At 58.7% G+C, this 24,759-nt stretch carries 18 protein-coding genes; 5 read left to right on the top strand and 13 right to left on the bottom strand.

What is annotated here, in order from left to right:
- The first annotated feature begins 19 nt into the window (after positions 1 to 19).
- Together ACR0L1_RS14365 and ACR0L1_RS14360 are read left to right on the top strand one after the other, a co-directional pair.
- Positions 20 to 358, top strand: coding sequence for a P-II family nitrogen regulator (locus tag ACR0L1_RS14365; protein WP_058273036.1), 339 nt, complete (start codon positions 20 to 22; stop codon positions 356 to 358).
- A gap of 32 nt (positions 359 to 390) precedes the next feature.
- Complete coding sequence (locus tag ACR0L1_RS14360; RefSeq protein WP_170771102.1) at positions 391 to 1,695, top strand: ammonium transporter; 1,305 nt, start codon at positions 391 to 393, stop codon at positions 1,693 to 1,695.
- A gap of 108 nt (positions 1,696 to 1,803) precedes the next feature.
- Here the strand turns inward: ACR0L1_RS14360 and ACR0L1_RS14355 are convergent, their stop codons facing one another.
- The 4 genes from ACR0L1_RS14355 to ACR0L1_RS14340 form a co-directional block, all read right to left on the bottom strand.
- Complete coding sequence (locus tag ACR0L1_RS14355; RefSeq protein WP_480859527.1) at positions 1,804 to 2,988, bottom strand: amino acid aminotransferase; 1,185 nt, start codon at positions 2,986 to 2,988, stop codon at positions 1,804 to 1,806.
- On the bottom strand, positions 2,988 to 3,842 hold the full coding sequence (sseA, locus tag ACR0L1_RS14350) for a 3-mercaptopyruvate sulfurtransferase (protein ID WP_480859525.1): 855 nt from the start codon (positions 3,840 to 3,842) through the stop codon (positions 2,988 to 2,990). The genes ACR0L1_RS14355 and sseA overlap by 1 nt, the downstream gene beginning before the upstream one ends.
- An 80-nt stretch (positions 3,843 to 3,922) precedes the next feature.
- The gene (locus ACR0L1_RS14345) at positions 3,923 to 4,192 is read right to left on the bottom strand and encodes a CBU_0592 family membrane protein (protein WP_170786337.1); all 270 of its coding nucleotides are present in this window, start codon (positions 4,190 to 4,192) and stop codon (positions 3,923 to 3,925) included.
- Between the two features lie 22 nt (positions 4,193 to 4,214).
- The gene (locus ACR0L1_RS14340; RefSeq protein ID WP_170771112.1) at positions 4,215 to 4,766 is read right to left on the bottom strand and encodes a helix-turn-helix domain-containing protein; all 552 of its coding nucleotides are present in this window, start codon (positions 4,764 to 4,766) and stop codon (positions 4,215 to 4,217) included.
- Positions 4,767 to 4,874: 108 nt separating this feature from the next.
- Between ACR0L1_RS14340 and ilvD the strand changes: the two genes are divergently transcribed.
- Positions 4,875 to 6,707, top strand: a complete 1,833-nt coding sequence (ilvD, locus tag ACR0L1_RS14335; protein WP_170353840.1) for a dihydroxy-acid dehydratase — start codon at positions 4,875 to 4,877, stop codon at positions 6,705 to 6,707.
- Positions 6,708 to 6,814: 107 nt separating this feature from the next.
- Here the strand turns inward: ilvD and ACR0L1_RS14330 are convergent, their stop codons facing one another.
- Both ACR0L1_RS14330 and ACR0L1_RS14325 read right to left on the bottom strand, forming a co-directional pair.
- A complete protein-coding gene (locus ACR0L1_RS14330; protein ID WP_480859523.1) occupies positions 6,815 to 7,237 on the bottom strand; it encodes a DUF7684 family protein in 423 nt (140 codons plus the stop codon).
- Between the two features lie 130 nt (positions 7,238 to 7,367).
- On the bottom strand, positions 7,368 to 8,186 hold the full coding sequence (locus tag ACR0L1_RS14325; protein WP_170790131.1) for a sulfotransferase family protein: 819 nt from the start codon (positions 8,184 to 8,186) through the stop codon (positions 7,368 to 7,370).
- Between the two features lie 141 nt (positions 8,187 to 8,327).
- Here ACR0L1_RS14325 and ACR0L1_RS14320 point away from each other — a divergent pair, with 141 nt between their 5' ends.
- Complete coding sequence (locus tag ACR0L1_RS14320; RefSeq protein ID WP_480859521.1) at positions 8,328 to 9,905, top strand: DUF5928 domain-containing protein; 1,578 nt, start codon at positions 8,328 to 8,330, stop codon at positions 9,903 to 9,905.
- Between the two features lie 37 nt (positions 9,906 to 9,942).
- Here ACR0L1_RS14320 and amaB read toward each other — a convergent pair whose 3' ends face one another.
- A complete protein-coding gene (gene amaB, locus ACR0L1_RS14315; RefSeq protein ID WP_480504271.1) occupies positions 9,943 to 11,439 on the bottom strand; it encodes an L-piperidine-6-carboxylate dehydrogenase in 1,497 nt (498 codons plus the stop codon).
- A gap of 18 nt (positions 11,440 to 11,457) precedes the next feature.
- Positions 11,458 to 12,564 carry a saccharopine dehydrogenase family protein gene (locus ACR0L1_RS14310; protein ID WP_480504226.1) on the bottom strand — a complete coding sequence of 369 codons (1,107 nt, stop codon included), beginning with the start codon at positions 12,562 to 12,564 and terminating at the stop codon, positions 11,458 to 11,460.
- A gap of 202 nt (positions 12,565 to 12,766) precedes the next feature.
- Here ACR0L1_RS14310 and ACR0L1_RS14305 point away from each other — a divergent pair, with 202 nt between their 5' ends.
- On the top strand, positions 12,767 to 16,552 hold the full coding sequence (locus tag ACR0L1_RS14305; protein WP_480859519.1) for a flavoprotein: 3,786 nt from the start codon (positions 12,767 to 12,769) through the stop codon (positions 16,550 to 16,552).
- Here ACR0L1_RS14305 and ACR0L1_RS14300 read toward each other — a convergent pair.
- The 5 genes from ACR0L1_RS14300 to ACR0L1_RS14280 all read right to left on the bottom strand — a co-directional run bounded on the left by ACR0L1_RS14300 (position 16,545) and on the right by ACR0L1_RS14280 (position 24,743).
- Positions 16,545 to 17,708 carry a hypothetical protein gene (locus ACR0L1_RS14300; protein ID WP_170771131.1) on the bottom strand — a complete coding sequence of 388 codons (1,164 nt, stop codon included), beginning with the start codon at positions 17,706 to 17,708 and terminating at the stop codon, positions 16,545 to 16,547. The two genes, ACR0L1_RS14305 and ACR0L1_RS14300, sit on opposite strands and share 8 nt — an antisense overlap.
- Positions 17,709 to 17,720: 12 nt before the next feature.
- Positions 17,721 to 20,987, bottom strand: a complete 3,267-nt coding sequence (locus tag ACR0L1_RS14295; RefSeq protein ID WP_480859517.1) for an adenylate/guanylate cyclase domain-containing protein — start codon at positions 20,985 to 20,987, stop codon at positions 17,721 to 17,723.
- Between the two features lie 117 nt (positions 20,988 to 21,104).
- Positions 21,105 to 22,814 carry an ABC transporter ATP-binding protein gene (locus ACR0L1_RS14290; protein WP_480859515.1) on the bottom strand — a complete coding sequence of 570 codons (1,710 nt, stop codon included), beginning with the start codon at positions 22,812 to 22,814 and terminating at the stop codon, positions 21,105 to 21,107.
- Positions 22,815 to 22,818: 4 nt separating this feature from the next.
- Positions 22,819 to 23,769, bottom strand: a complete 951-nt coding sequence (locus tag ACR0L1_RS14285) for an ABC transporter permease (RefSeq protein ID WP_480504230.1) — start codon at positions 23,767 to 23,769, stop codon at positions 22,819 to 22,821.
- Positions 23,766 to 24,743, bottom strand: coding sequence for an ABC transporter permease (locus ACR0L1_RS14280; RefSeq protein WP_480504231.1), 978 nt, complete (start codon positions 24,741 to 24,743; stop codon positions 23,766 to 23,768). Before ACR0L1_RS14280 ends, ACR0L1_RS14285 begins: the two co-directional genes overlap by 4 nt.
- Between the last annotated feature and the right edge of the window lie 16 nt (positions 24,744 to 24,759).

The following is a 24,759-nucleotide window of genomic DNA, read 5'->3' as shown; positions in this document are numbered from 1 at the left end:
GGAAGCAGAGGGGATCAACGTGAAACTGATCATTGCGACAATCAAGCCGTTCAAGCTCGAGGAGGTGCGCGAGGCACTGACCGAAGCAGGCGTGCGCGGCATGATGGTGACCGAAATCAAGGGCTTCGGCTCGCAATCGGGTCACACAGAAATCTATCGCGGCGCAGAATATGCCGTGAACTTCGTACCCAAGATCAAGCTGGAGATCGTGGTGCCCGCCACGATGGCCGATCAGATCGTCGAAACCATCACCAAAACCGCCAAGACCGGCAAGATCGGCGACGGCAAGATTTTCGTCCTCGACGTCGAGCAGGCCCTGCGCGTGCGGACCGGGGAAACCAACGAGGAAGCGCTGTAATCCGCGCCCATCCGTAAAAGGACAGATATCAAATGAAACTAAACCGAATTCTCGCCACAGCCGCTGTGCTGGTCGCCTTTCCGGCGGCTGCATTCGCGAATGACCCGCCTTCTTCGATGGAGGACGTGGGCTATATCTTCACCACTCTGCTGTTCCTGATGGCCGGTTTCCTGGTCTTCTTCATGGCGGCCGGGTTTGCCATGTTGGAAGGCGGCCTTGTGCGTTCCAAGAACGTGGCGATGCAGATGATCAAAAACATCGCGCTCTTTTCCATAGCGGCGATCATGTATTGGTTGGTCGGCTTCAACACGATGTATCCCGGCGACTTCAATGGTTTCTTTGCCATTGGTGGTCCGACCGTACTTGATCCAGTGGGTATTGGTTCCGATGCAGCGGCGCTTGACTATGCCTCGATCGGCTCGGATTTCTTCTTCCAGCTTGTATTCGTTGCGGCAACCGCCTCGATCGTGTCAGGTGCCGTCGCCGAGCGGATCAAGCTGTGGCCCTTCCTGATCTTCGTCGTTGTTCTGACTGGTATCCTGTACCCGATCTCGGGCTCGTGGCAGTGGGGCGGCGGCTGGTTGTCTGAGGCTGGCTTCTCGGATTTCGCAGGCTCGACCGTAGTACACTCGGTCGGTGGCTGGGCGGCACTGGCCGGTGCAATCATCCTTGGCCCGCGTATCGGCAAGTACAAGGACGGCAAAGTGCACCCGATGCCCGGTTCGAACCTGGCGCTGGCCACTTTGGGGACGTTCATCCTGTGGCTGGGTTGGTTCGGCTTCAACGGCGGCTCGCAACTGGCGATGGGCACCGTGGGTGACGTATCGGACGTGTCGCGCATCTTTGCCAACACCAACATGGCCGCAGCCTCGGGTGCTGTAGCAGCCCTGATCCTGACGCAGGTTCTGTACAAGAAACCTGACCTGACCATGGTGCTGAACGGCGCGCTGGCCGGTCTGGTCTCGATCACCGCTGAACCCCTGGCCCCGACCCTGTTCGGCGCGCTGTGGATCGGTGCGGTTGGCGGCATCATCGTAGTATTCGCGGTTCCGATGCTGGACAAGTTCAAGATCGACGACGTTGTCGGTGCCATCCCGGTTCACCTGTTCGCAGGCATCTGGGGCACCATCGCCGTGATCTTCTACGGTGAGGCCTCGCTGGGCACACAGCTGCTGGGTATCGCGGCCTACGGTGTGTTCACCTTTGTCGGTGCACTGGTTCTCTGGGGTATCCTGAAAGCCACCGTTGGCATCCGCGTTAGCGAAGAGGATGAGATCAACGGCCTCGACATGGCAGAGCTGGGTATGGAAGCCTACCCCGAGTTCTCGAAGGGCTAAGACTCGAGAGTATTCAAATCAAAACCGGGCGTTCGCGCCCGGTTTTTTTGTTTTCCCAAAAAGAAAGCCGCGCAGGAAAGCGCGGCTTTGCTTGATTTTGAAAGGGCCTCAGACGCCGACGTCAACAATCGCCTTAGCCAAAATCGGCACCGTCGTTGCGTTCAGACCGGCGATGTTCAACCGGCTGTCGCCCACCATATAGATGCCGTGATCGACCCGCAGTTGCTCGACCAGTTCCGGCGCGGCACCCAGGCGCGAAAACATGCCTCGGTGCTGAGCAACAAAACCAAAGCGGTCAGAACCGGTCAGGCGTTGCAGCTCGTCCGCCAGTTGCTGGCGCAGACCCAGCATCGACAGGCGCACCTCTTCCAGTTCTGCCGCCCAGTCGGCGCGCAGGGCGTCGTCATTCAGGATCGTGGTCACAACGCGCGCGCCATGGTCAGGCGGGAAGGAATAGTTCTGACGGTTCAGGAAGGCCAGCGTCGATTGGTTCAGCGATGTCTGCGCCGCGTCATCGCTGATCGCCATCAGCAGGCCAGTCCGTTCGCGGTAGACGCCGAAGTTCTTGGAACAGGAGGCCGCGATCAGGCAACGCTTGACCGACGAGGCCACTAGACGAGTCGCCTGCGCGTCCTCTTCCAGACCATCGCCAAAGCCTTGATATGCGATGTCGATCATCGCCACGAGGCCTTGCGCATTGATCAAGTCCACGACCTCTTGCCACTGCACCATGTTCAGGTTTGCACCGGTGGGGTTGTGGCAGCAGCCATGCAGCAGCACCACGTCGCCCGCCTTGGCCGTTTTCAGATCGGCGATCATGCCGTCGAAATCGACGCCGCGCGTCTCGCCGTCGAAGTAGCGGTACGGGACGGTTTCGATGCCCAGATAGCTCAGGATCGACAGGTGGTTGGGCCATGTTGGGTTCGACACGAACACGCGGGCCTCAGGGTTGGCCATGCGGATCATCTCAAACGCCTGACGACAGGCACCGGTGCCCCCGGGGGTCGCCACGGCAGCGATATTGCCGCGCGGCACGGCATCGCCAAGGATCAGGCCGATCATCGCATCGGCATAGGCCGGATCACCAGCCAGACCGGTATAGGCTTTGCTGTCCTGCTCTTCCAGAATGCGCTTTTCGGCGGCCTTGACGGCGCGCATCACCGGGGTCACGCCTTCGGCATTCTTGTAGACGCCCACACCCAAGTCGATCTTTTGATCGCGCGGGTCGTCGCGGTACATCTGCATCAGCGCCAAGATCTTGTCGGCAGGCTGCGGTTTGAGGTTCTCGAACATCAGGTCTCTCCGGTTGCGACGGGCAGGGTCGGGAAGGCACCCCATTCAGCCCAGGAGCCGTCATAAAGCGAATGGTCTTTCTTGCCCATGCGTTCCAACGCAAGGCTGAGGATCGCGGCGGTCACGCCCGACCCGCATGAGGTGATGGCGGGTTTCGACAGATCAACGCCAGCGCCCTCGAACACAGCGCGGCACTCCTCGGGCGATTTCATCGTGCCATTTTTGTTCAGCAATTCGCCAAAAGGCACGTTGCGCGACCCCGGAATATGGCCCGAACGCAGCCCTTCGCGCGGCTCGGGCGCGGTGCCTGCAAAGCGGGCGGCCGCGCGGGCGTCGATGATTTCGTGATCGTTCAGCTTGGCTGCGGCCGAGACCTGCGTCACATCCCGCACCAGATGGTTCTGCACGCGCACTGTCATGTGACGGTCCCGGATCACAGGAGGCAAATCCTCGATCTCGCGACCCTCGGCCTGCCATTTGGGAAAGCCGCCGTCCAGAACGGCCACGTTCTCTTGCCCCATCAGGCGGAACAGCCACCAGACCCGTGCCGCCGACATCAGGCCTGCGCCGTCATAGACCACGACCTGATGCCCGTCGCCGACACCCATCGCCCGCATCCGCGACATGAATTTCTCGACCGGAGGAGCCATGTGCGGCAGGTCGGACCGCGCATCCGAAATCTCGTCGATATCAAAAAACCGCGCACCGGGGATATGGGCCGCATCATATTCAGCCTTGGCGTCGCGCTGCTGTTGCGGCAGGTACCACGACCCGTCCAAAACCCGCAGATCGGGGTCTTTCATATGGGCTGCAAGCCATTCGGTGGAAACGAGGGTTTTCGGATCGTCCTGCATCTGGGCCTCCGCTGCGCGCGCTTGCGTTCTCCCTATACGCGCGCGAATGCGGGTTCAAGGCTGGATGGGCGGCAGAACAGCTACCTTGTGCGGCGCAGGCGGAAAAACTGCACAATACCGATCAGGCTGATCAAGATCCAGAATGTCTCGATCAACATCGAGGCGAGGTTGAAATTCTCGAGCAGGGAATAGACGATCAGGATGGACCCGGCCAGGTTCAGGATCGGGAAGGCCAGATCGTCTGAATTCATCATCCGCATCTGAGTGGCGAAATACGCGGCCACGACGACAAGCGCCCCGAAAGACCCGATGGCATCCGCCAGCGTGAGTGAGGTGATGAAATCTGCCACTAGAGCCCCTTTTCTACGACGTTCAGACGGATGCGACCCGCGCGTAGTGATGCATATTCAAAAACGCGGCCCCCTCGGGCCCGGCGCGATAGCCATGCGGCAAGTCGGCGGCAAAACGCAGCCCCTGCCCGGCCCGCAAAGGCACCCATTCGCCATCGCGCAGAATTTCAAGCGATCCATTCAGAACAAATACCTCTTCGGTCACCCCTGCGGCATGGGCGGCGGATTCGTGGCTTTGGTTTGGGGCAAGATCAACGTGAAAGGTCTCGGCTCCCAGGGCGGGGTCATAAGGAAAGACAATCTTGACCTCGATGCTGCCGGGGAAAGTCACGGTTCGGAACAGGCTGGCATCCGCCGGGTCACGCAGAACGGACGATCCGATCAACGCGCTGAGCGGCAGCTGAAACCCTTTGGCGATCTTCCATAGGGTCGCGATGGTCGGGCTGGACTCGCCACGCTCGATCTGGCCCAGCATGGCTTTGCTGACGCCTGTCATCTCGGCCACCTTCGACAGGCTCAGCCCCGAGGCCGCGCGCACGTCCCGCAGTTTCAGCGTTATTTCATCCGGTGCCATGTCGTTCGTCTTTCGAATCCTCTTGTGCGTTATAGCGCACATGTGATACGTGCGCTATAACGTACGAACCCCAAGACATGCAACCCGAGGCAATAGGGAAACAGCGTCATGCCACTCTACCGATCCAGAACCTCTACCCATGGCCGTAACATGGCCGGAGCCCGCGGCCTGTGGCGCGCAACAGGTATGGGGGATGACGATTTCGGCAAACCGATCATCGCCATCGTCAACTCGTTCACGCAATTTGTGCCCGGTCACGTTCACCTGAAAGACCTTGGCCAGATGGTCGCGCGCGAGGTCGAAAAAGCCGGCGGCGTCGCCAAGGAATTCAACACGATCGCCGTGGATGACGGCATCGCAATGGGCCATGACGGGATGCTGTATTCGCTGCCCTCGCGCGAGGTGATCGCGGATTCGGTCGAATATATGGTCAACGCACACTGCGCCGATGCGATGGTTTGCATTTCGAACTGTGACAAGATCACGCCGGGTATGCTGATGGCCGCCATGCGCCTGAACATCCCTGCAATCTTTGTTTCGGGCGGGCCGATGGAGGCCGGCAAGATCGACATCGCCGATCTGGACGCCAAGAAAATCGACCTTGTAGACGCCATGGTTGCTGCCGCGGATGACCGGTTCACCGACGAACAGGTTCAGCACATCGAAGAAAATGCCTGCCCCACCTGTGGGTCGTGTTCCGGCATGTTCACTGCAAACTCGATGAACTGTCTGGCCGAAGCGCTGGGTCTGGCCCTGCCGGGCAATGGCTCGACGCTAGCCACCCATTCGGATCGCAAAGAGCTGTTCCTTGAAGCAGGCCGCCGCATCGTCGAGATCACCAAGCGCCACTATGATCTGGACGAAAAGGGCTTCCTGCCCCGCGAAATCGCCACGTTTGACGCGTTCGAGAACGCCATGTCGCTGGACATCGCCATGGGTGGCTCGACCAACACCGTGCTGCACCTGCTGGCCATTGCGCATGAGGGCGGCGTGGATTTCGACATGTCCGACATGGATCGGCTCAGCCGTAAAGTGCCGTGCCTGTGCAAGGTCGCGCCCAATACCGAGAATGTGCATATGGAGGACGTCCACCGCGCCGGTGGCATATTCTCAATCCTCGGCGAACTCAGCCGCGCTGGTCTGCTACACGAGGGGTGCAGCACCGTACATTCCGGCACCATGGGCGAGGCGATTGCCAACTGGGACATCAAGGTCGCCAACAACCCCAAGGCGCAAGACCTGTTCAAAGCCGCGCCGGGCGGCGTGCGCACCACGCAGGCCTTCAGCCAGTCGAACCGGTACAAAGAGCTGGACACCGACCGCGAGGGCGGCGTGATCCGGTCCAAGGAACACGCGTTTAGCCAAGATGGCGGTCTGGCCGTTCTGTTCGGCAATATCGCGCGCGACGGCTGTATTGTGAAAACCGCCGGTGTGGACCCGGCCAGCCTGACCTTTACCGGCTCGGCCTATGTTTGCGAAAGCCAGGATCAGGCGGTGAACGACATCCTGACCGGCAAGGTGAAAGAGGGCGACGTGGTCGTCATCCGCTACGAAGGTCCGCGCGGTGGGCCGGGGATGCAGGAAATGCTCTACCCGACCTCGTATCTAAAATCCAAAGGTCTGGGCAAAGCCTGCGCGCTGCTAACCGACGGTCGGTTTTCGGGCGGCACCTCGGGTCTGTCGATTGGCCATGTCTCACCCGAGGCGGCCGAGGGCGGTGTTATCGGTCTGGTGCGTCAGGGTGACAAGATCGAGATCGACATCCCCAAACGCTCGATCCATCTGGCGGTCTCGGACGAAGAACTGGCCACCCGCCGCGCCGAGCAGGATGAAAAAGGCTGGGAACCTGCCGCCCCGCGCAAACGCAAAGTCTCCACGGCGTTGAAGGCCTATGCCAAACTGACCACAAGCGCGGCCAAAGGGGCTGTGCGTCAGGTTTGAGTTGGACACCGCTCAACAGGAAACGGTCCGCCTTTACGGTGGGCCGTTTTTTGTTCTGTTGTGCGGACCTTTTGCTGCCGTTCGCCGAGCGATGAACTTCTCGGTTTTTAGATTATTCGGTTGTAAGCTGCTTCGATGAGCTCGGCTCGATTTTCCTTTACGAAGTCGAGAACTAGAAGATTGTGAAACGGTTCATCTGCATACGAAACAACGGCGTCCACTTTTGCAAACCTGAGCACTTCTTCTAGTGTATCCTCTTCATGCCAAGTCGTCATGACGACTTGATCATCAGGAATGCCGCGATAGTCGAATTTTTCAATGTTCGCATAGTCTACACTGTCATCCCAAAGAGAGCAGTCCAAACCCCACGCCATGGTAAAAAGGCATCCACTACTAACCAACAACCGACTTAATTCATGTCGAAATTCTTCTCCAACGGGTCTCTCGATCAGCAAAAGGCATTTGTATTTTCCAAGATGGGAAGGGATTAAAACGAGTGTGTCAGACGGCACGAATTGATAAATGAACATGCGAACAAGCAACTCGATTTGTGGCAACGTGTCAAATTGAGTATCTGGTAACTTTAGGGCTCAAAGCAGACCCTGACTTGCAAATCCTGCCCTAGGCAGATGCACCTCTGCGCGACGCACCTAGAGCCCCTCAATCCCCCAGTTTGGCGTGGACCTCGTCCAGATCAATCGCGCCGGTTGGCATTTTGTTCGCAGGGTTCTCGAAATCGTATTTGAAAAGCTCGAAATCTTGTTTGTAGATTTCGTAGACCAGATGCATCGACAGATCGTCGAAATAATCCTCGACCGGGTGCGCTCGCTTTGGCCCATGCCCTTCGGATTCGTTGAAGCGCGGGATCTGGGACAGGTCCACAGAGTGCGGCGTGTTCAGATGGTTCAGGACATCCTGCATCCCTTCGTTGAAGGCTTCGGTCCAGAAAATCCGGTCATAGCGCCCGCCGTTGACGATAAAGGTCGAGACATGGCCTGACATGGCCGACCAGTGAATATCGGGGTCCATCGGTCTGCGCCAGCGGATCGTATCACGCGCGAACAGCAAAAACCGACGGAAGCTGGCGATCTGGTCGAACTCACCCTTGCCGTCATCGCCGCCAACCTCAATCCCATAATTATAGATCAGCGTCGGCACCAGATTGCCGCGATAGCGCTTGCCGTTGCGCTGAATCCCGCAGATCTTGTCAAAAAACGAGCTGAGAATCCGCGTGTAGGGATTGCGCACGCATGTGAACGCATAAGACGCATGAGACCTGACATTGTCCGAGATCGGCCCCTGACTGCCATCAAAGGCCCATTTGTGCATCCCATCCTTGGCGTCATGGATATCACCGTCAAAGAAGCGGCCATGATCCGAGTAATACATGATCTGGCCAATGGTCGAGCAGGCACATTTCGGCACCACCCGGTACACCATGCTTTCACTCTCGGTCATCCATGTACCGGGAAAACCCATCTGCTATGCCTCCTGCGCGGATCAGAACCTTGAAATCTTGTCCGCATTTTCAAATCAGAGAACCAAAAATATTCTGTTTATTCAATCGCTCATCCTCAGTATCACGGTTGCAAACGGGCAGAAACGGAAATTGTGAAACAAATGGCAAAGATTGCCTATATTTTGCTGTGCCACAAAGACCCTGATGCGATCATCGCGCAGGCTGAACAACTGACGGCCGCAGGCGATTGCATGGCGATCCATTTCGACGCGCGCGCCAGCAAGGACGCCTTTCAGCGCATTCAAGACGCGTTAAAGGGCAACCCGAACGTCACCTTTGCCAAAAAGCGCATCAAATGCGGCTGGGGGGAATGGTCGTTGGTTCAGGCCACCCTCAATGCGATCGAAGCCGCCGTTACAGCCTTTCCACGCGCCACGCATTTCTACATGGTCTCGGGCGATTGCATGGCGATCAAGACGGCCGAGTACACGCACAACTTTCTGGACGAACGCGACCACGACTTTGTCGAAAGCCACGATTTCTTTGACAGCAACTGGATCAAGACCGGGATGAAGGAAGACCGGCTGATCTATCGTCATTTCTTCAACGAGCGCACCCAAAGCTGGTCGTTCTACACCTCATACGAATTGCAGAAACGCTTTGGCCTGACCCGCGATGTTCCGGCAGACATCCAAGTGATGATCGGCAGTCAATGGTGGTGCCTGCGCCGCCGCACGATTGAGATGATCCTGGAATTCCTGCGCCAACGGCCGGACGTGAAACGGTTCTTCTCGACCACATGGATTCCGGATGAGACCTTCTTTCAGACCCTCGTCCGCCACCTGGTTCCCCGCGACGAGATCGAGAACAGAACGCCCACTTTCCTGATGTTTTCGGACTACGGGATGCCGGTCACGTTCTACAACGACCACTATGACATGTTGCTGGGGCAGGATTACCTGTTTGCCCGCAAAATCAGCCCCGAGGCGCATGAGCTGAAGGACCGGCTTGGCGCGCTCTACGCGGCTGAGGGGGTGGAGTTTCAGATCTCGGATGAGGGGCGCAATCTCTACGGCTTCCTAACCGGGCGTGGCCGAGTCGGACGTCGCCACGGCCAAAGGTTCTGGGAGGCCGCCAATACGCTAGGCCCGGATCGTGACCTGTACCTGGTGGTGTGCAAAAAGTGGCACGTGGCCAAGCGGTTGATTGATCAGATCGTCTCGGAAACTGACATGGCCTGCGTCGAATATCTGTTCAACGAACAAGACACTGCGTTACCTGATCTGGGCGGGATCGAGACCACTTTGCTGAAACGCTCACGCCACAGGCGGGCGATTGTGGGTATGCTGTTCGACAGTTTCAACACCGACAAGCTGGTTCTGTGCGTTGACCCAGCCAATCTGGACATCGTTCAGGACTTCTGCGCCGATCAAGCGCGTACCCATGTGCTTGAGGTCGAGTGCGAGTATTCCAACGATTACTTGATCGGGCACGCCCGTCGGGTCGGTTTGGCAGGCGCGCAAAGCCCCGAACAGACGGTCGCGCCCCTGATCCCCACTCTGCGCCATTCGCTGGCCTACGAATCCGAAATGATCCGCGCGGCTGCCTCGGACGATTATTTCCGCATCCGTGAAACCAATACAAAAGACGAGAATGCGGTGGCTGTTGCCGGGTTTTTGAACGCCACGACGGACATTGCGGAACGCATTCTGCGTCTGGACTACCTGTTTGCAGATTAATCCCGGCGACACTCCGAAAAGGCCGCCGGGACAACGATCAGATGTCGAATTTCACACCCTGCGCCAGCGGCAGTTCGGCCGAGTAATTCACCGTATTGGTCTGGCGCCGCATATAGGCCTTCCACGCGTCCGATCCGCTTTCACGCCCGCCGCCGGTTTCTTTTTCACCACCAAAGGCTCCGCCAATCTCGGCCCCAGACGGACCGATATTGACGTTGGCAATACCGCAATCTGATCCGGCTGCGGTCAGGAACTGTTCCGCTTCGCGCATGTTCAGGGTGAACACGCAAGACGACAGGCCTTGCGGCACATCGTTCTGGATCTCGATGGCGTTATCAAAATCGTCGTAGCCCATCACATAGAGGATCGGCGCAAAGGTCTCGGTCTTTACGGTGGCCGTCTGGTCGGGCATCTCAACAATGGCGGGCTGCATATAGACGCCATCCGGCACGCCCTCGGTGACGCGCTGACCGCCGAACACGGTGCCCCCTTCGGCTTTGGCCGCGTCCAACGCTGCGGTCATGGCGGCGCCCGAGGCCTCATCGACCAGCGGGCCAATCAGCGTGCCCTCGGTCAGCGGGTTGCCGATGGGCAGACCGGCATAGGCCTTTTTCAAGCGACCCACCAGTTCCTCACGGATCGAGTTATGCACGATCAGGCGGCGCAGCGTGGTGCAGCGTTGACCGGCTGTTCCCACGGCTGAGAAGACAATTGCGCGCACCGCCATTTCCAGATCGGCCGAGGGGCCAACGATCATCGCGTTGTTGCCGCCCAGTTCCAGAATACACTTGCCAAAGCGGGATGCCACCACAGGAGCCACTGCGCGACCCATGCGGGTGGAACCGGTCGCCGAGATCACCGGCACATCTTCGCTGGCCACCAACGCCTCGCCCAGCGCGGCACCGCCGACCAGGGTTTGCAGCAGGTGATCCGGCGCATCACCGAACCGAGCCAGTGCCCGTTCGAAAATCTTCTGGCAAGCCATCGCGGTCAGAGGTGTCTTTTCGGATGGTTTCCAGATCACCGTATCGCCACAAACCAGCGCGATCGCCGCGTTCCACGACCAAACCGCAACCGGGAAGTTGAAGGCCGAAATCACGCCGACTGGCCCCGCCGGGTGCCATGTCTCCATCATCCGGTGGCCTGGGCGCTCGGATGCGATGGTAAGGCCGTATAGCTGGCGCGACAGACCCACGGCAAAGTCGCAGATGTCGATCATCTCTTGCACTTCGCCCAGCCCTTCGGAGGTGATCTTGCCCGCCTCCCAACTCACCAGCGCGCCGAGATCTTCTTTGGCGGCGCGTAGTTCCTCGCCAAGCAGACGGATCAATTCACCCCGGCGCGGAGCGGGTACGGTGCGCCAGGCATTGAATGCCGTTTTGGCATTGGCAAACACAGTCTCCATGTCGCCCGCCGGGGTTTCATGCACCTCGGCCAGCAGGCTGCCGTCGATGGGCGAGCGCACGGTCAGCGAGCCGCCGGTCAGCTCAGCCGCTGTCAGGTCCAGATTGGCAAGGGTGGTTTGCGCAGTCATCACGATGTCTTTCATATCTTAGGCCGCCTTGTTTTGTTGGGTTGCATCGCCAGCGCGATAAAGCTGGCCAAATTCGGTGTTCAGGAAATCGGACAGGGCCACTTGTTCCTGCCGGACAAAGCCCTTGGCAGGCAGCGCACCGGTGCGCATCAGATCGACCACGCCCAGTACGCCTGCGGCAGTGGTGACTTGAATGGCGCTCCAGACCTGTCCGTTGATCTTGCGGGCATAGCTTTTGTTGATCAGGGATTTCTCGCGCAAGCTTCCTTCGATCATGCCTTTGGCTGTGCAATAGACCAGCACTACGTCTTGATCCGTGCGCGGAAGGGCGGTCTCGAAAATATCCTTGAGCAGATCGCGCCGGCGTTCCAGCCCCAGATCCTTGAGCAGCAGCTTCAGGATATCGCAATGGCCGGGATACCGGATCGAGCGATAGGACACCGCGCGCGCCTTGCCCTCCAGCGTTTCGGGCAAAGTGCCCAAGCCGCCCGAGGTGTTGAAACACTCATATTCCACCCCGTCGTGGCCCAGCAGTTCGTAATCTTCCAGCGGCGCGGTCTTGATCCGCTCACCATTCACGATGGCGTCGCAAGGGTTGCAATACTCGTTGATCAACCCGTCGGTGGACCATGTGAGGTTATATTTCAACGCATTGGTCGGGAACAGAGGCAACGCCCCCACCCGCATATGCAAACTGTCCAGCGTGTCGAATTCGACCGCCAGTGCAGCCCCAGCGATGCCGACAAAACCGGGTGCCAGACCACATTGCGGCATGAAGGCGGTTTCGCTGCCGTCGGCCAGTTCGCGCACGGCATTGGTGGCCGCCACATCCTCGGTCAAGTCAAAGTAATGCGCCCCTGCCGCTTTGGCCGCCTTGGCGATCTGCGGGGTCAAAAAAAACGGCGCGGCCGAGATCACGGTATCAAACCCCGCCAAGCCCTGCGCCAATTGCGTTTCATCGCCGACGTCGATCTGCCGGGTCGAGATACCTTGCCGGTTCAGCACCGAAAGGGCCGACAAGTCGCGGTCGGCCACGGTGACCGAATAGTTGGATGACGATTTCAGCAGGGCGGCGATCATATGACCGATCTTGCCTGCTCCGATGACACAGATATTCCAGCTCATAGTGCGCCTCCTCAAGTGTTTTGGAAAAGTATGAAGGCGCGGTTGTTCGATCCGCAGAGGCAATCTTGACGAAATAGCCAATTGATCCGTCATAATGTCGGTTGTTTCGTCTTTTAGACGGACCACACGAATACCGAGTAGATATGCAACTATCCAAATACTTCCGTGATTTTCCGCCTAACCTAAGGTAAGGTGCAGGCTATTGGGCCATTTTGTCCGCGCCAATTCCGCGTCACGCGTGGCCCTGACCCTGTCGGGAAACGCATTGCGCCCAATTACCGGACCAATGCGCCTGTTCTGGTTGATCCCGACATCGGTCCTGAAATGCATTGAAGCCAACGTTCAGGGGGGAACAGGCGTGCCTAAAGATCCGATTGAGAATTTCCGTACATTCAATCCATCCGAGTCTGACTGGTCAGTGATCTATGCGATCCTGTCCGCATCGGAAGACAAACCCATCAAACCGCATTTCGAGTGCTTCGAGGTTGAAGCCGACACCATCCTGTCACCCGAAGGCATGTATGTGGTTCTGTCCGGTCTGGTCCAGTTGCAGCAGGATGAGGTGGTTTTGGCCGCAGCTGACGCCGGTGACTATTTCTATGAAGAACATCTTGAGATTTTCGATATCCCCGTCAGCCTTCAGGCGCTGGCCACGGCGGGGACCAGGCTGGCCTATTTGTCCAGCAGCCAATGGCTGGAAATCCCTATTGCGATCCGTAAACACTGTTACGACACCCTGTTTGGGGATCTGGTCAGCGTGCATCTGCACAACTTTCAGCAACCCATCAACTGTTGCAGCGTGACAGCGGCAGCGCTGAGCATGTCGGCGTTGGGGTTCAGCTACGAGGTCAACGACATCTTCCGCGAATGCGCCTTGCCCACATCCTTTGTGGTCAATGACGGGATTTCGCTGGGCGAGCTTTACGACGTCGCTTGCACATTCATCAACACGCAGGACCTGCGTGAGAAGATACAGGTTCAGGCCTATTTCATGGATGAGGCCACAACCTCGGTCGAGTTGCTGTTGCAGGCGATTGATGAATCCAACCGGGTGGGCGGCGACAACGACATTCTGGTGGCCAATTTTCAGGTCGGCGTGGCCCATGGCAAGCAGAACATGCCGGGCGGGCATTTTGCGATCATCGCCAAATGCAACCCCAGCACCGGTCTGGTGCATATGATGGATGTCCACCCCGAGAAATACGGCAAGCTTTGGGTCACGACGATTGACCGACTATGGGCGGGCATGTCCGACCGCGACGGAACCTCGATGCGGTCGCGGGGGATTTTGCGGTTCTCGGCGCTCGAGGCGGTGAAGACAACGCTGCAAACGCTGCAACAGGATTGCAACTATGTGGACAGCACCGAATATCTGGCGAAAGACCCCAAGAAACGCCGCAACCTGTTCCGGCGGGCCAGCCCGAACATGAACTCGCTGGGGGTTCTGGCGGAAAGCCTCAACATCCTCGGGGATGAACAGGTGGATGAAGACAAGCTGTTGATCGCCACGCAGACCAATCTGACCGACAAACTCAACCGGGTGTCCACGGCCAAGGAAATGCACTTGCTGGCGCAGCGCTATCTGGGACAATCCCCCGATGTGCATTTGGGCAGCACTTTCCGCAGCTTTGCCGAACACCCCGGAAAGGGGAACCCAACGCCGCAAGAGTGGTTTCGCGCTCAATTGCATAGTCTGAACATCGAAAAAGACCGGCATTTGATGATCAATATCGACTTCAACCGCGTGCTGGGGTTCGAAGTGATCCGCCCCCCTGCGAATGTGTATCGCGAGACCGCGCTGCTGGAAGAATTCTGGTGCCTGTGCATCGCCTATGATGAGGCAACCGATCTGGTGACCGTGGTGGATATGAGCCCAGCGACCTCGCAAGTCTGGCAAGCGCCGCGCGGGCATCTGTTCCGCGGCCTACGCGACCTGTCAAACCCTGCGATGCTGGTGATCGAGGAACACGAGCCGCCCGAGGACCCCACTGATGTGGAACGGATCGTACGCGAGAATCCGATCGTCCTGTTCTACGCGGATGAGGACCCGTGGTCCTATATGCTGCGCAGTATGCTGGCCAATATTGGCATCACCACCGCCCGTCTGATCGACATCGAAGGCCACGGGGCCAACGTTATGAAGATGCGGCGGCAATTGACGATGATGACCGGCAAGGAAACCGCGCCCTACCTGTTCTTTCAGGGCGAATGTCTGGGGCGGCGCAAGGATATCGTCGATGTTGTTCTGGATGGCAGTTTTCAGCAAAGCGTCAAAGATGCCGGGCTGCCGGTGTTGCTGCGCCATGAATCCCCCAGCCTCGACAAGAATATCTTCGGCTATCCCAAAGGCGGGCTGACCGATGCGCCCAGCGAAAAGCGCAATGTACTGCTGTGTGCCTGCGGGTCCTCGGCGGCGGATAAGGTGCCGGATCTGGTCAAACGGATCAAGGATGCGGGCCATAACGTCAAGCTGATCCCATCCGTCTCGGCCGAGAAATTCTTTCGCGATATCGAGGTCGAGGACGAAACAGACGGCCCCAGAACCATGCGCCCCAAAACGATCGAGGATTACATCTCGCATCATGATTACTACCGCGACGATGATGAGTGGAATTTCCGCTATACCGAGTTCGGAATGCCCCTGCGGGCCTCGCATCTGGCGCTGTGCGACTGGGCAGATTGCGTGATCGTGGCGCCGGTGACGTGCAACACGATGGGCAAGATCGCTAATGGTATTGCTGACAATCTGCTGACCTCGGTCTTTGTGGCGTGGCAGTACCGGAACAAGCCGGTGATCCTCTGCCCTGCTTGCAACACGAATATGTGGAACAATGTCACAACCCAGAACAATGTTGAAAAGCTGCGGGATCTGGGGGTCGATATCGTCGGACCGCGCCGGGGACGGCTTTCGAACGGCATGATGGGGATCGGCATGATGGCCACCCCGGATCAGATCATGGAGGTCCTGGACGAAGCCTTCGAAGAACTAGCCGATCAGGAGCACAATATCTGCAAATGGGCGCAGGAGGCCGCAGCCTCGGACGAGTTCGCCCAATGGGGGCGCGTCTTTGATGCCATCGACCGAGGCATGGCTGGGATAGACATCGTCGATGACAGCAATGGCGACACGCTGCTGCACTATGCGGCCGGTGGTGAGGGCGAGTTGCACGAGAACGGGCAAGACCTTGGCAAGCCCGACCTTGAAGCAGCGCAAGAGCTGATAGATCGCGGGATCGACGTCAATGCCACCAACGATCACGGCTTTACCAGCCTACATGTGGCGGTAATGAACAACTCGGCCAAGATGGTGAAGGTTCTACTGGGCGCGCCGGGGATCGACGCCAGTTCCTGCATCAATTTCCTGCGCGATCCCAAGAACGCAAGGGACGTGCGGAAGGTAAAGCCCGAGATTGCGGCGATGCTGGACGATTGGGCCAATGCGCACACGGTCATCGCCCCCGAAGAGGTGGACGAAGACGATCTGATCGACGACCGCGAGCGGACTTATCTGTATTTCACCTACGGGTCGCTGAAGAAAGGCTTCCCCAACCACGACGCCCATGCCGAAGTGCTGGATGATTTCGTCGGGCAGGCGGTGACGCGGCAACGGATGCCACTGATCGTTCCGCACGAACCCCATTGCGACAATCCCAATTGCGGCTATCTGCACCGGATGGCCACGCTGGTCGATCAGAAAGGCCGAGGCGAACCGATCCAGGGCGAGGTTTATCGCGTGTCATCCTCGGGGTTGAAGGATCTGGACAAGCTCGAAGGGTATCACGGTCCCGGCTCGCCCGAGAATGTCTATGTCCGCAAGCGGATCAATGTGCTGCTGGATGGGGTGAAGAAACCCGCCTATGTCTATGTGATCGCGCATCCGACCAAATATCTGGACCAATGGGCCGATGGGTCTGCCGGGGTGGTGGCGGAATACACGCTGGATATGGCGACCGGCACGCCAAAGCCGGGTTTTACGCCCCCTAGTTAAGCATCTCGATCACGGCCTCATCCTCGGGGTCCGCCTTGAGGCTGAGGTTGTAGGCCGTGATCGCCACCATGCACAGCAGAACAAAGGGCCAGAACGCGGCCTTGGGGATCAGGTTGTCCTTGTAGTGAATGAACCGCAGGGATGGCACGGCCTCGGACGCAAACAGATAGGTGTTCACCGACACGGCCAGCAGCAGGAAATACATCAGGAAAAAGAACGACTCCATGTAGATCACCGGCGAACCGGCAAAGCCTTCGCGTAGTTGCACATGGGCCAGCAGGATCACGAAGAACAGAACCGAGCAGGTACCGATCACGCTGGAGGTACTGAAATCATGCCTCTCGACCAATTCGGGGCGACGGGTCACGGTCATCACCGCGCCAAACAGCAGCATCGTCACCACGATCAGCGGTATCATATGCACGATGAACGCGTTGCCGAAATTGCGCTTGATGACAAAGTTATAATGCAGCTCGGGCAGGTTGGTCTGAAAGTCGATATCCTTCAGGCCCATCGTGGTGCCCAGATCGGACAGGCGATAATCGAAATAGGTATTCTCACGCTCCCACGTGCCCATGACGATGCGCTTGTCGATGCCGAAAATATCCCTGGGCCCTGTGGCGGGATAGGCGTCGAAATCGGGGATTAGCGCCACGGCAGTGTCGAAACTGGCGGGCCAGAACCGCACCCAGACGGTTTTGTGGTCGAACGGATAGCTGGTGTAATCGAAACTCTGTCTTAGGGTCTGTTCAAAATACCAGCCGATCAGCTCTTCGTCGCCCTGATCAATGCGATACGCCTCTTCAATCGTCCCGCTGGCCGCGTCCGAGGCATCGGGCAAAACAAACCCGACATCGTCCTTGGCCGGTTTGATCGCATCATGCACGCCATCCTTGTAGTGCTGCCAAACATAGCCGGTCACATGAACGTCGCTGGCACCGGTAAAGACAAAGGACTTGATGAATATCCCGGTTTTAACGCGATATTCGGGCACGGTCTCAAGGTCTTTCAGATAATCCTCGACCGAAGCCTGATCGGGCAATTGCGTCGGATCGCCTTCGAAATGGTTCAGCGCGTTCCAAAGTACGATCAGCAAAACGGACAACAGAACCGTCAATACACCTGAGATGCGCCAGACTTTGCGTTCGATACTCATCCAACCCCTTACCTAATCGTCCAGCCGCCCGACCAGCGTCTGCGTGATGCCCATGTCGCGGAACCCGGCGCGCAGGGCCTCCAGCCCTTCATGTGCGGTTAGCGGGATGCCCCACGCACCGCATTCCGCCAGCGTTTTGGTTTGCTGAATGGACAGGTCCACCATGGGCAGCGGCTCTTTCGCAGTAAAGGCCGCCAGGGCATCGGCATAGGCCGTGGCCCGGTCCCATTCCTGCCGGGCCAACATCACCGCGCTGGCATCGGTGTAGAAATGCAAATGGCTATGGCCAACGCAGCCCTCGGCGATGATCTCGGCCCCCAGTTTCAGATGACGATCCTGCGCATCAGCGTCCGGCTCGGCCATGGCCAGCGCCGAAAGCGCCTTGGGGCCCACAAAGTTCCGGCCATGTTCCAACGCGATCTCAACCGCATGCTGGCCCGTCTTCCGGGCCTGATCCAGTTGCCCGGTATAAACCTGTGTGCGGGCCAGATGCTCTAGCGCCTGCGCCTCAAGCCGTTTGGCCCCGACCCGGTTGGCAATCTCGGCGGAAACCGAAAAGGCCTCGGACGCCTGATCCAGCTCACCCAGAAAGGTATGCGCCACGCCAAGACAGGTCTGGGCCACGCATTCCGGCACAAAGGCAAAATACTTTTGCGACACCTCAATGGCTTCTTGCGCGTCCATCTTGCCCTGCGCCACATCGCCGGAATAGCTGCGCGCAACGCTGAGGTTGTGCAGGTTCGCCGCAAGGTCCCGAACAAGGCCCTTCTCACGCGCCCGCTCTACGGCCTGCGTATAGAACCCGACCGCCGTCTGCATCGTGGCGCTCATGAAATTGGCATCGCCAAAACCGCTGAGCGCCCCAACCTCAAGTCGCACCGAATCCAGCTTACGCGCCAGTGTTAGAGCCGTTTCATTGCTGGCCAGTGCCTTATCGACCTGCCCCAGCGGGAAATAGACATTGCCGCGCACATAGTTGATCTGGGCGATGTCCCGATCCGAGCCACAGCGCTTGGCGGCGGCCTCGGCTGTCGCCAGACTTTCCAAAGCCTCGGTATACCGGCTGGCCTGACGCGCGGCCTGCGCCAACCCGATATGGGCGCGGCAGGTCTGTTCGTCGGTATCGGCCAGCGATGCGGCCTCATGAAACTCGCGCAGGGCCTCATCAGACAAGCCCTGTAGGCGGTGTGTCTCCCCCCGCGCGCAAAGCAGATCAAACCGCACTCCGGCCGGTGCAGGCAGTTCCAGTGCCCGTTCGATCAGCGGGCTGGCATCGTCGAACTGGAAGGCCTGGATCAGCTTGTCCGCAGCCTCAAGATAGGCTTGCGCAGCGTTATTGGCCCCGGCCCGGTCCAGATGTTGCGCGCGTAGGGTGGCGTCGCGATCCTCGAACCATTTTGCTGCCTGCCGATGCAGCCGCGCACGTTCGGATTTGACCAGCGTGGCGTAAGACCCGTCGCGGATCAGAGCATGGGCAAACATCAGATCCTGCCCCGCCTCGCGGATCAGGGCCGAGCGGATCAGGGTGGACACATCCAGATGCCCCTCACCCAGCACGAAATTCAGCACCTCGGGCGAGAACCGCTGCCCCAGGACCGAGGCCGCCTGAATTGCCGCCCGGTTCTTGCGGTCCAGTGAATCCAGCCGCGACTGAACGATGCCCTGTATGCTGCCGGGCACGGATTCGCGTTTCAGCACGTCGATATTGCGCAGAAGCTGCTCAAGAAACAGCGGGTTGCCACCGGCCCGTTCTACGCAGGCCTCCAGCAATTCAGGGTCTATTCCGGTGAATTCCTCGACCAATTGCCGCGCCTGATCATCTCCCATCGGCGCCAGTTCCAGCTTGGAGATCAAGGCACCCTCCGTGCCCATCTGCCATTCCCGGTCGATCGGGTCGCCTTCAACGCGGCTTGTCATCAATAGTACACAGGGCAAGTCACGCGTCGCCGCCGCCATATGCGCGCATGCGGTCAGGATATCTGGCGCGGCCCAGTGGATATCCTCGATCTGGATCAATAGCGGGTTGTCCCGGCTGCGCCCGGCGATCAACTCATCGATCACACTACGCCGCCCGCGCAGGCGCGTGGCGTTGTCCATCACGGCATAAACTTCCGCCAGACCGGGGTCCTGTTCCAGCTCAAGCAAGGCATTCAGATGCGCGGCATTGGAGGGCGACACCCACCCTTTCGCAACTGCCCGCTTGGCAGCGTCGGCGCTGGTGGCGGCATCGGCGCTAGGCTCTAATCCCAGAATGCTCCGCGCGACGGATTGAATGGCGGAATGCCCCTCGCGCGCGCCGAAATCCATCACGACGCCTGTATGCGTGGAATAAGACAGCCCACTGGCCAGCTCGGCCACCTGTTCCGACAAATGTGTTTTGCCGATACCGGGTTCGCCCAGAATGATATGCACCTCGCCCTTGCCGTGGCGCTTGCACCGGTCGAATGTGGCCTCGAAGATGGACATCTCGCGCTCGCGCCCGACAAAGCGGTGACGGCGCGACCGGATGTTTTGCGCCAGACGCTCCAGCCGCCACAGCTCGACCGGGTCATTCAGACCCTTGATCGCCTTCTCGCCCATCGACTCGCCCACGAACAAGGGCCCCAGCGCGCGCTGAATGTCGTGGGACACCAGCGTCTCGCCAACCCCCGCCATATCTGTCACGCGCGAGGCCAGGTTCACCCCATCTCCCGTCACCGTGTATTCCGTATGCGCTTCGCTGCCGGTCGTGCTGGCGATCACCTGCCCCGAGGCGATGCCGATATGGCAAGTCAAAGGCCGCGTCAGGCTGGGCAGGACCGCGTGAATTTCCAACGCCGCCCGCGCCGCCCGTTCGGTGTCGTTGGTGTGCGAGATCGGCGCGCCAAACACGGCCATGACCGCGTCGCCGATGTGTTTGTCGATCCGCCCGCCGTATTTCTCGACCACGTGATCGACCTTTTGAAAGAACTCGTTCAGCAGCGCGTGCATGTCTTCTGCATCCAACTCGCTGGACAGGCGCGTGAATCCGGTCAGGTCCGCGAACATGACGGTGACTTGCCGCTTGGCAGGCTCGAGCGGGGCCTGCGGCGTGTAGGCCGAGACCATTTCGGCCACGTCCAGTTCCGAAATCGCACGCAGAAGCCGTCGGCGATCACCGACTGCGGTCACTCCGATTTCGATCAAGTCTTCGCCCGTTAGATCGGGCAAAATGGCGAAATCAATTTTGTTATCCAAAAAGGCTTGCGCATAGTCAGACAATCCAAGCGCGCTCAGCCAGTCCCTAAGGTCCTGAGACATGTCGCCCCTCTGAAGCCCCCAACTCCAAAGGTGAGACTAGCACGGCAGACACGCCCGAGTCTGCAATGGTTAACGAATTTAATGTTTATTTTCGCATATTTGCACGGATTGCGAGAGTTAGGTTTCGGCGTTCAACCCTTCCGTGGACAGATCGTCCAGTTTGGGCATCAACCGCAACAGCTCGCTCGCATATTCGGTCTGTGGATTGGCGAACAGGTCGTTGGTCTCTTGCAGCTCGACCACCTTGCCCTGTTTCATCACGGCCACGCGGTCGCACATCTGGCGCACAACTGGCAAATCGTGACTGATGAACAGCAAGGTCAGACCCAGATGCTCCTGCAAATCCTTCAGGATGTTCAGGATTTGGGCCTGAATTGACACGTCCAGCGCGCTGGTCGGTTCGTCACAGATCAAAAAGCGGGGCTGCGTGGCAAGCGCGCGGGCAATGGAAATCCGCTGACGCTGACCGCCCGAGAATTCATGCGGGTATTTCAGCCCGGCCTCATGACCCAGCCCAACCTGATCCAACAGCTCATCCACGCGGCGCTTGATATCAGCCCCGTCCATCAGCTTGTGATGGCGGATCGGCTCTGCCACGATTTCATCCACGCGCATCCGGGGGTTGAGAGAGGAATAGGGGTCTTGAAAGATCATCTGGATGTTCTTGCGATACGCATCCAGCGCGGCTTTGTTGGTCAGATCGCTGACTGTCTGCCCTTCGAATGTGATCGTGCCGCCATCAACCGGATAGAGCCCCGCAATCATCCGCGCGACGGTGGACTTGCCCGAGCCGGACTCCCCCACGACGCCAAACACCTCGCCCGCGCGGATGTCAAAGCTGACATCGTCCACAGCGGTGAAATAGGTGCGGTCCCACGGCAGAAGCCCTCGCTTTTGCAGGAACTTCTTGGTCAGGTTGCGAATCTCAAACACCGGTTTGCTGGTGTCATTGTCCACTTTGGGCCAGTGGCGGGCCATGTCTTCGATCGCAAAGCGGGTCTCGCGCCCGCCATAGCTGATTTGCGGAAAGCGATGCAGTTTGAGTGTTGGGCGCGGTACGGCGGCGATCAGGGACTTGGTGTATTCGTGGGTCGGCTGGCCCATGACCTGAGACGTAGGGCCGCTTTCGACCACTTTACCCGCATACATCACCGTCACCTTGTCGGTGGTGTCGGCAATCACGCCCATGTCGTGGGTAATTAGGATAACCCCTACCTGCCGCTCGGTCGCCAGCTCTTTGATCAGGTCCAGAATCTGCGCTTGAACGGATACATCCAAGGCTGTCGTCGGTTCATCCGCGATGATCACGTCGGGCTCGGTACACAACGCCAAAGCAATCACCACACGCTGCCGCATCCCGCCCGAGAACTGGTGCGGGTACTGGTCCAGCCGTGTATCGGGGTCAGGGATACCAACCCGGTCAATCAGATCGCGGGCGCGTTTGTTGGCCTCACTATCTGAACCACCCAGATGCGCCTGAATGGTCTCGACCAGTTGCTCGCGCACGGTGAACAGCGGGTTCAGCGAGGTCAGCGGGTCCTGAAAGATCATCGAGATCTTATTGCCGCGCAGCCCACGCATCGCCTCGGCGTCGATACCGCTGATCTGGTCACCGCTCAGCTTGATCGTACCGCTGGCGATACGGCCGGGTCGGTCGAGCAGACCCATAATGGCGGCTCCGATTGTGGATTTACCGGCCCCGGATTCACCGACAAGCCCGTGGATTTCGCCGGGCTCAACCGACAGGTCCACATGGTCCACGGCAGTGAACAGTTTGCGGCGGGTCGGGAATTCGACCGTCAGGTCATTGATTGTCAGAAGGCTCATGAAATCACCGCAGCTTGGGGTTCAACGCATCGCGCAGCCAGTCGCCCAGCAGGTTCACAGACAAAGCCAGCGCCAGAAGGGTGCAGGCCGGGAAGAACAGAATCCACCACTCACCCGAGAACAAGAAGCCCTGTCCGATGCGGATCAATGTCCCCAGAGAAGGCTGGGTCGGTGGGGCGCCGACGCCAAGGAAACTCAGCGTCGCCTCGGCGATGATAGCCAGAGCCAGCGAGATGGTGGCAATCACCAAAACCGGACTGAGAACATTGGGCAGGATGTGGCGGAACATGATCGGGAAGGACCCACGACCGATCAGACGGGCCGCTTGAACATATTCCTTGTTTTTCTCGACCAGAGCCGCGCCGCGCACCACGCGGGCGAACTGGACCCAGTCAGACAGCGCAATGGCGACGATCAGGACGTAGATCGCCATCTCATCGCGGTATTCCGGCGGGGTGACGCCTTTGGCAATACCAAAGATCAACATAGCGACCAGAATGGCCGGGAAAGTCAGCTGCACATCAGCGACCCGCATGATCAGGGTTTCAATCCAGCCGCCGAAATAAGCAGCGACCAGCCCAAGAACGATACCGATGATCAAGGCCAACAGCACGGCAGATGCGCCCACGAACAGGGAAACGCGCATCCCGTAGAGGATGGTCGAGAATACGTCGCGCCCCTGATCGTCGGTGCCCAGCAGAAAGGTTTCCTGCGTAAAGGCGTTGGGTGTTCCGGGCGGCGTAAACCCGTTCATCAGGTTCAGTGAGGACGGGTCGAACGGATTATAGGGCGCGATCAGCGGCGCAAAGATCGCCGAAAGCACAAGTATGGCGACAACCAGAGTCGAGACAATAGCCACAGGTGAATGCCGAAAGGACCATGCGAAGTCGCCGTCCCAGAACTTGGCGAACCGCGACTTTTCCGGCGCTTTGGGGGTATCGAGAATATCGGTCATGTGGCCCTCGCGTCGACACGCAGGCGCGGGTCAATAGCATAGTAAAGAAGATCGACAATCAGGTTGATCGTCACGAACATGACCGAAATCAGCATCAGATAGGCGGCCATGACGGGGATATCGACGAACTGGATCGCGTTGATGAACAGCAGGCCAACGCCCGGCCATTGGAACACCGTCTCGGTGATGATGGCGAACGCAATGATCGACCCCAATTGCAAACCGGTTATGGTGATCACCGGCACCAGTGTGTTCTTCAGCGCGTGGCGGAAGTTGATCACCCGGTCCGACAATCCGCGGGCACGGGCAAAACGAACGTAGTCGGCGCGCAACACTTCCAGCATCTCGGATCGGACCAGCCGCATGATCAGTGTCATCTGATACAGGCCCAGCGTAATCGCGGGAAGGATCAACGCCTTGAGGCCCGACGACGTCAAGAAGCCCGTTGACCAGTTTCCAATCATAACGGTTTCGCCCCTCCCGAAGCTAGGAAGAAGATCAAGCTCGACCGAGAAGATATAGATCAGCAGTATCCCGATCAGGAAGGTCGGCAACGAAACCCCAATCAAACTGACGGTCATAATCACATTCGCCGCGATCCCTTGTCGTCGGATCGCTGTGAAGACGCCCAGAGCAATACCCATTGTGATGGCCAGAAAACCTGACACAAAGGCCAGTTCCAGCGTCGCGGGTGCACGTTCTGCGATGATGGTCGAAACCGGACGACCCTGGCGGTAAGAGACGCCAAAATTGCCCTGAACGGCCCCTTGCAGGAACTTGAAATACTGGACCGGGAAGGGCTTATCCAACCCAAGCTCGGTGCGCAGGCGGTCGATATCAGCCTGCGTGCGTTCCTGCCCCAGCATGTTGTCGATCGGATCGCCGACAAAGCGGAACATGGAAAATGCGACCAGACCCACGACCAGCAACACGATCACGGATTGGAACATCCTTCGGACGATATATGCGAACATTTAGTTTCCCCGTTGA

Source organism: Ruegeria sp. J8 (assembly GCF_056531925.1).
This window is presented reverse-complemented; position numbering and strand designations above follow the sequence as displayed.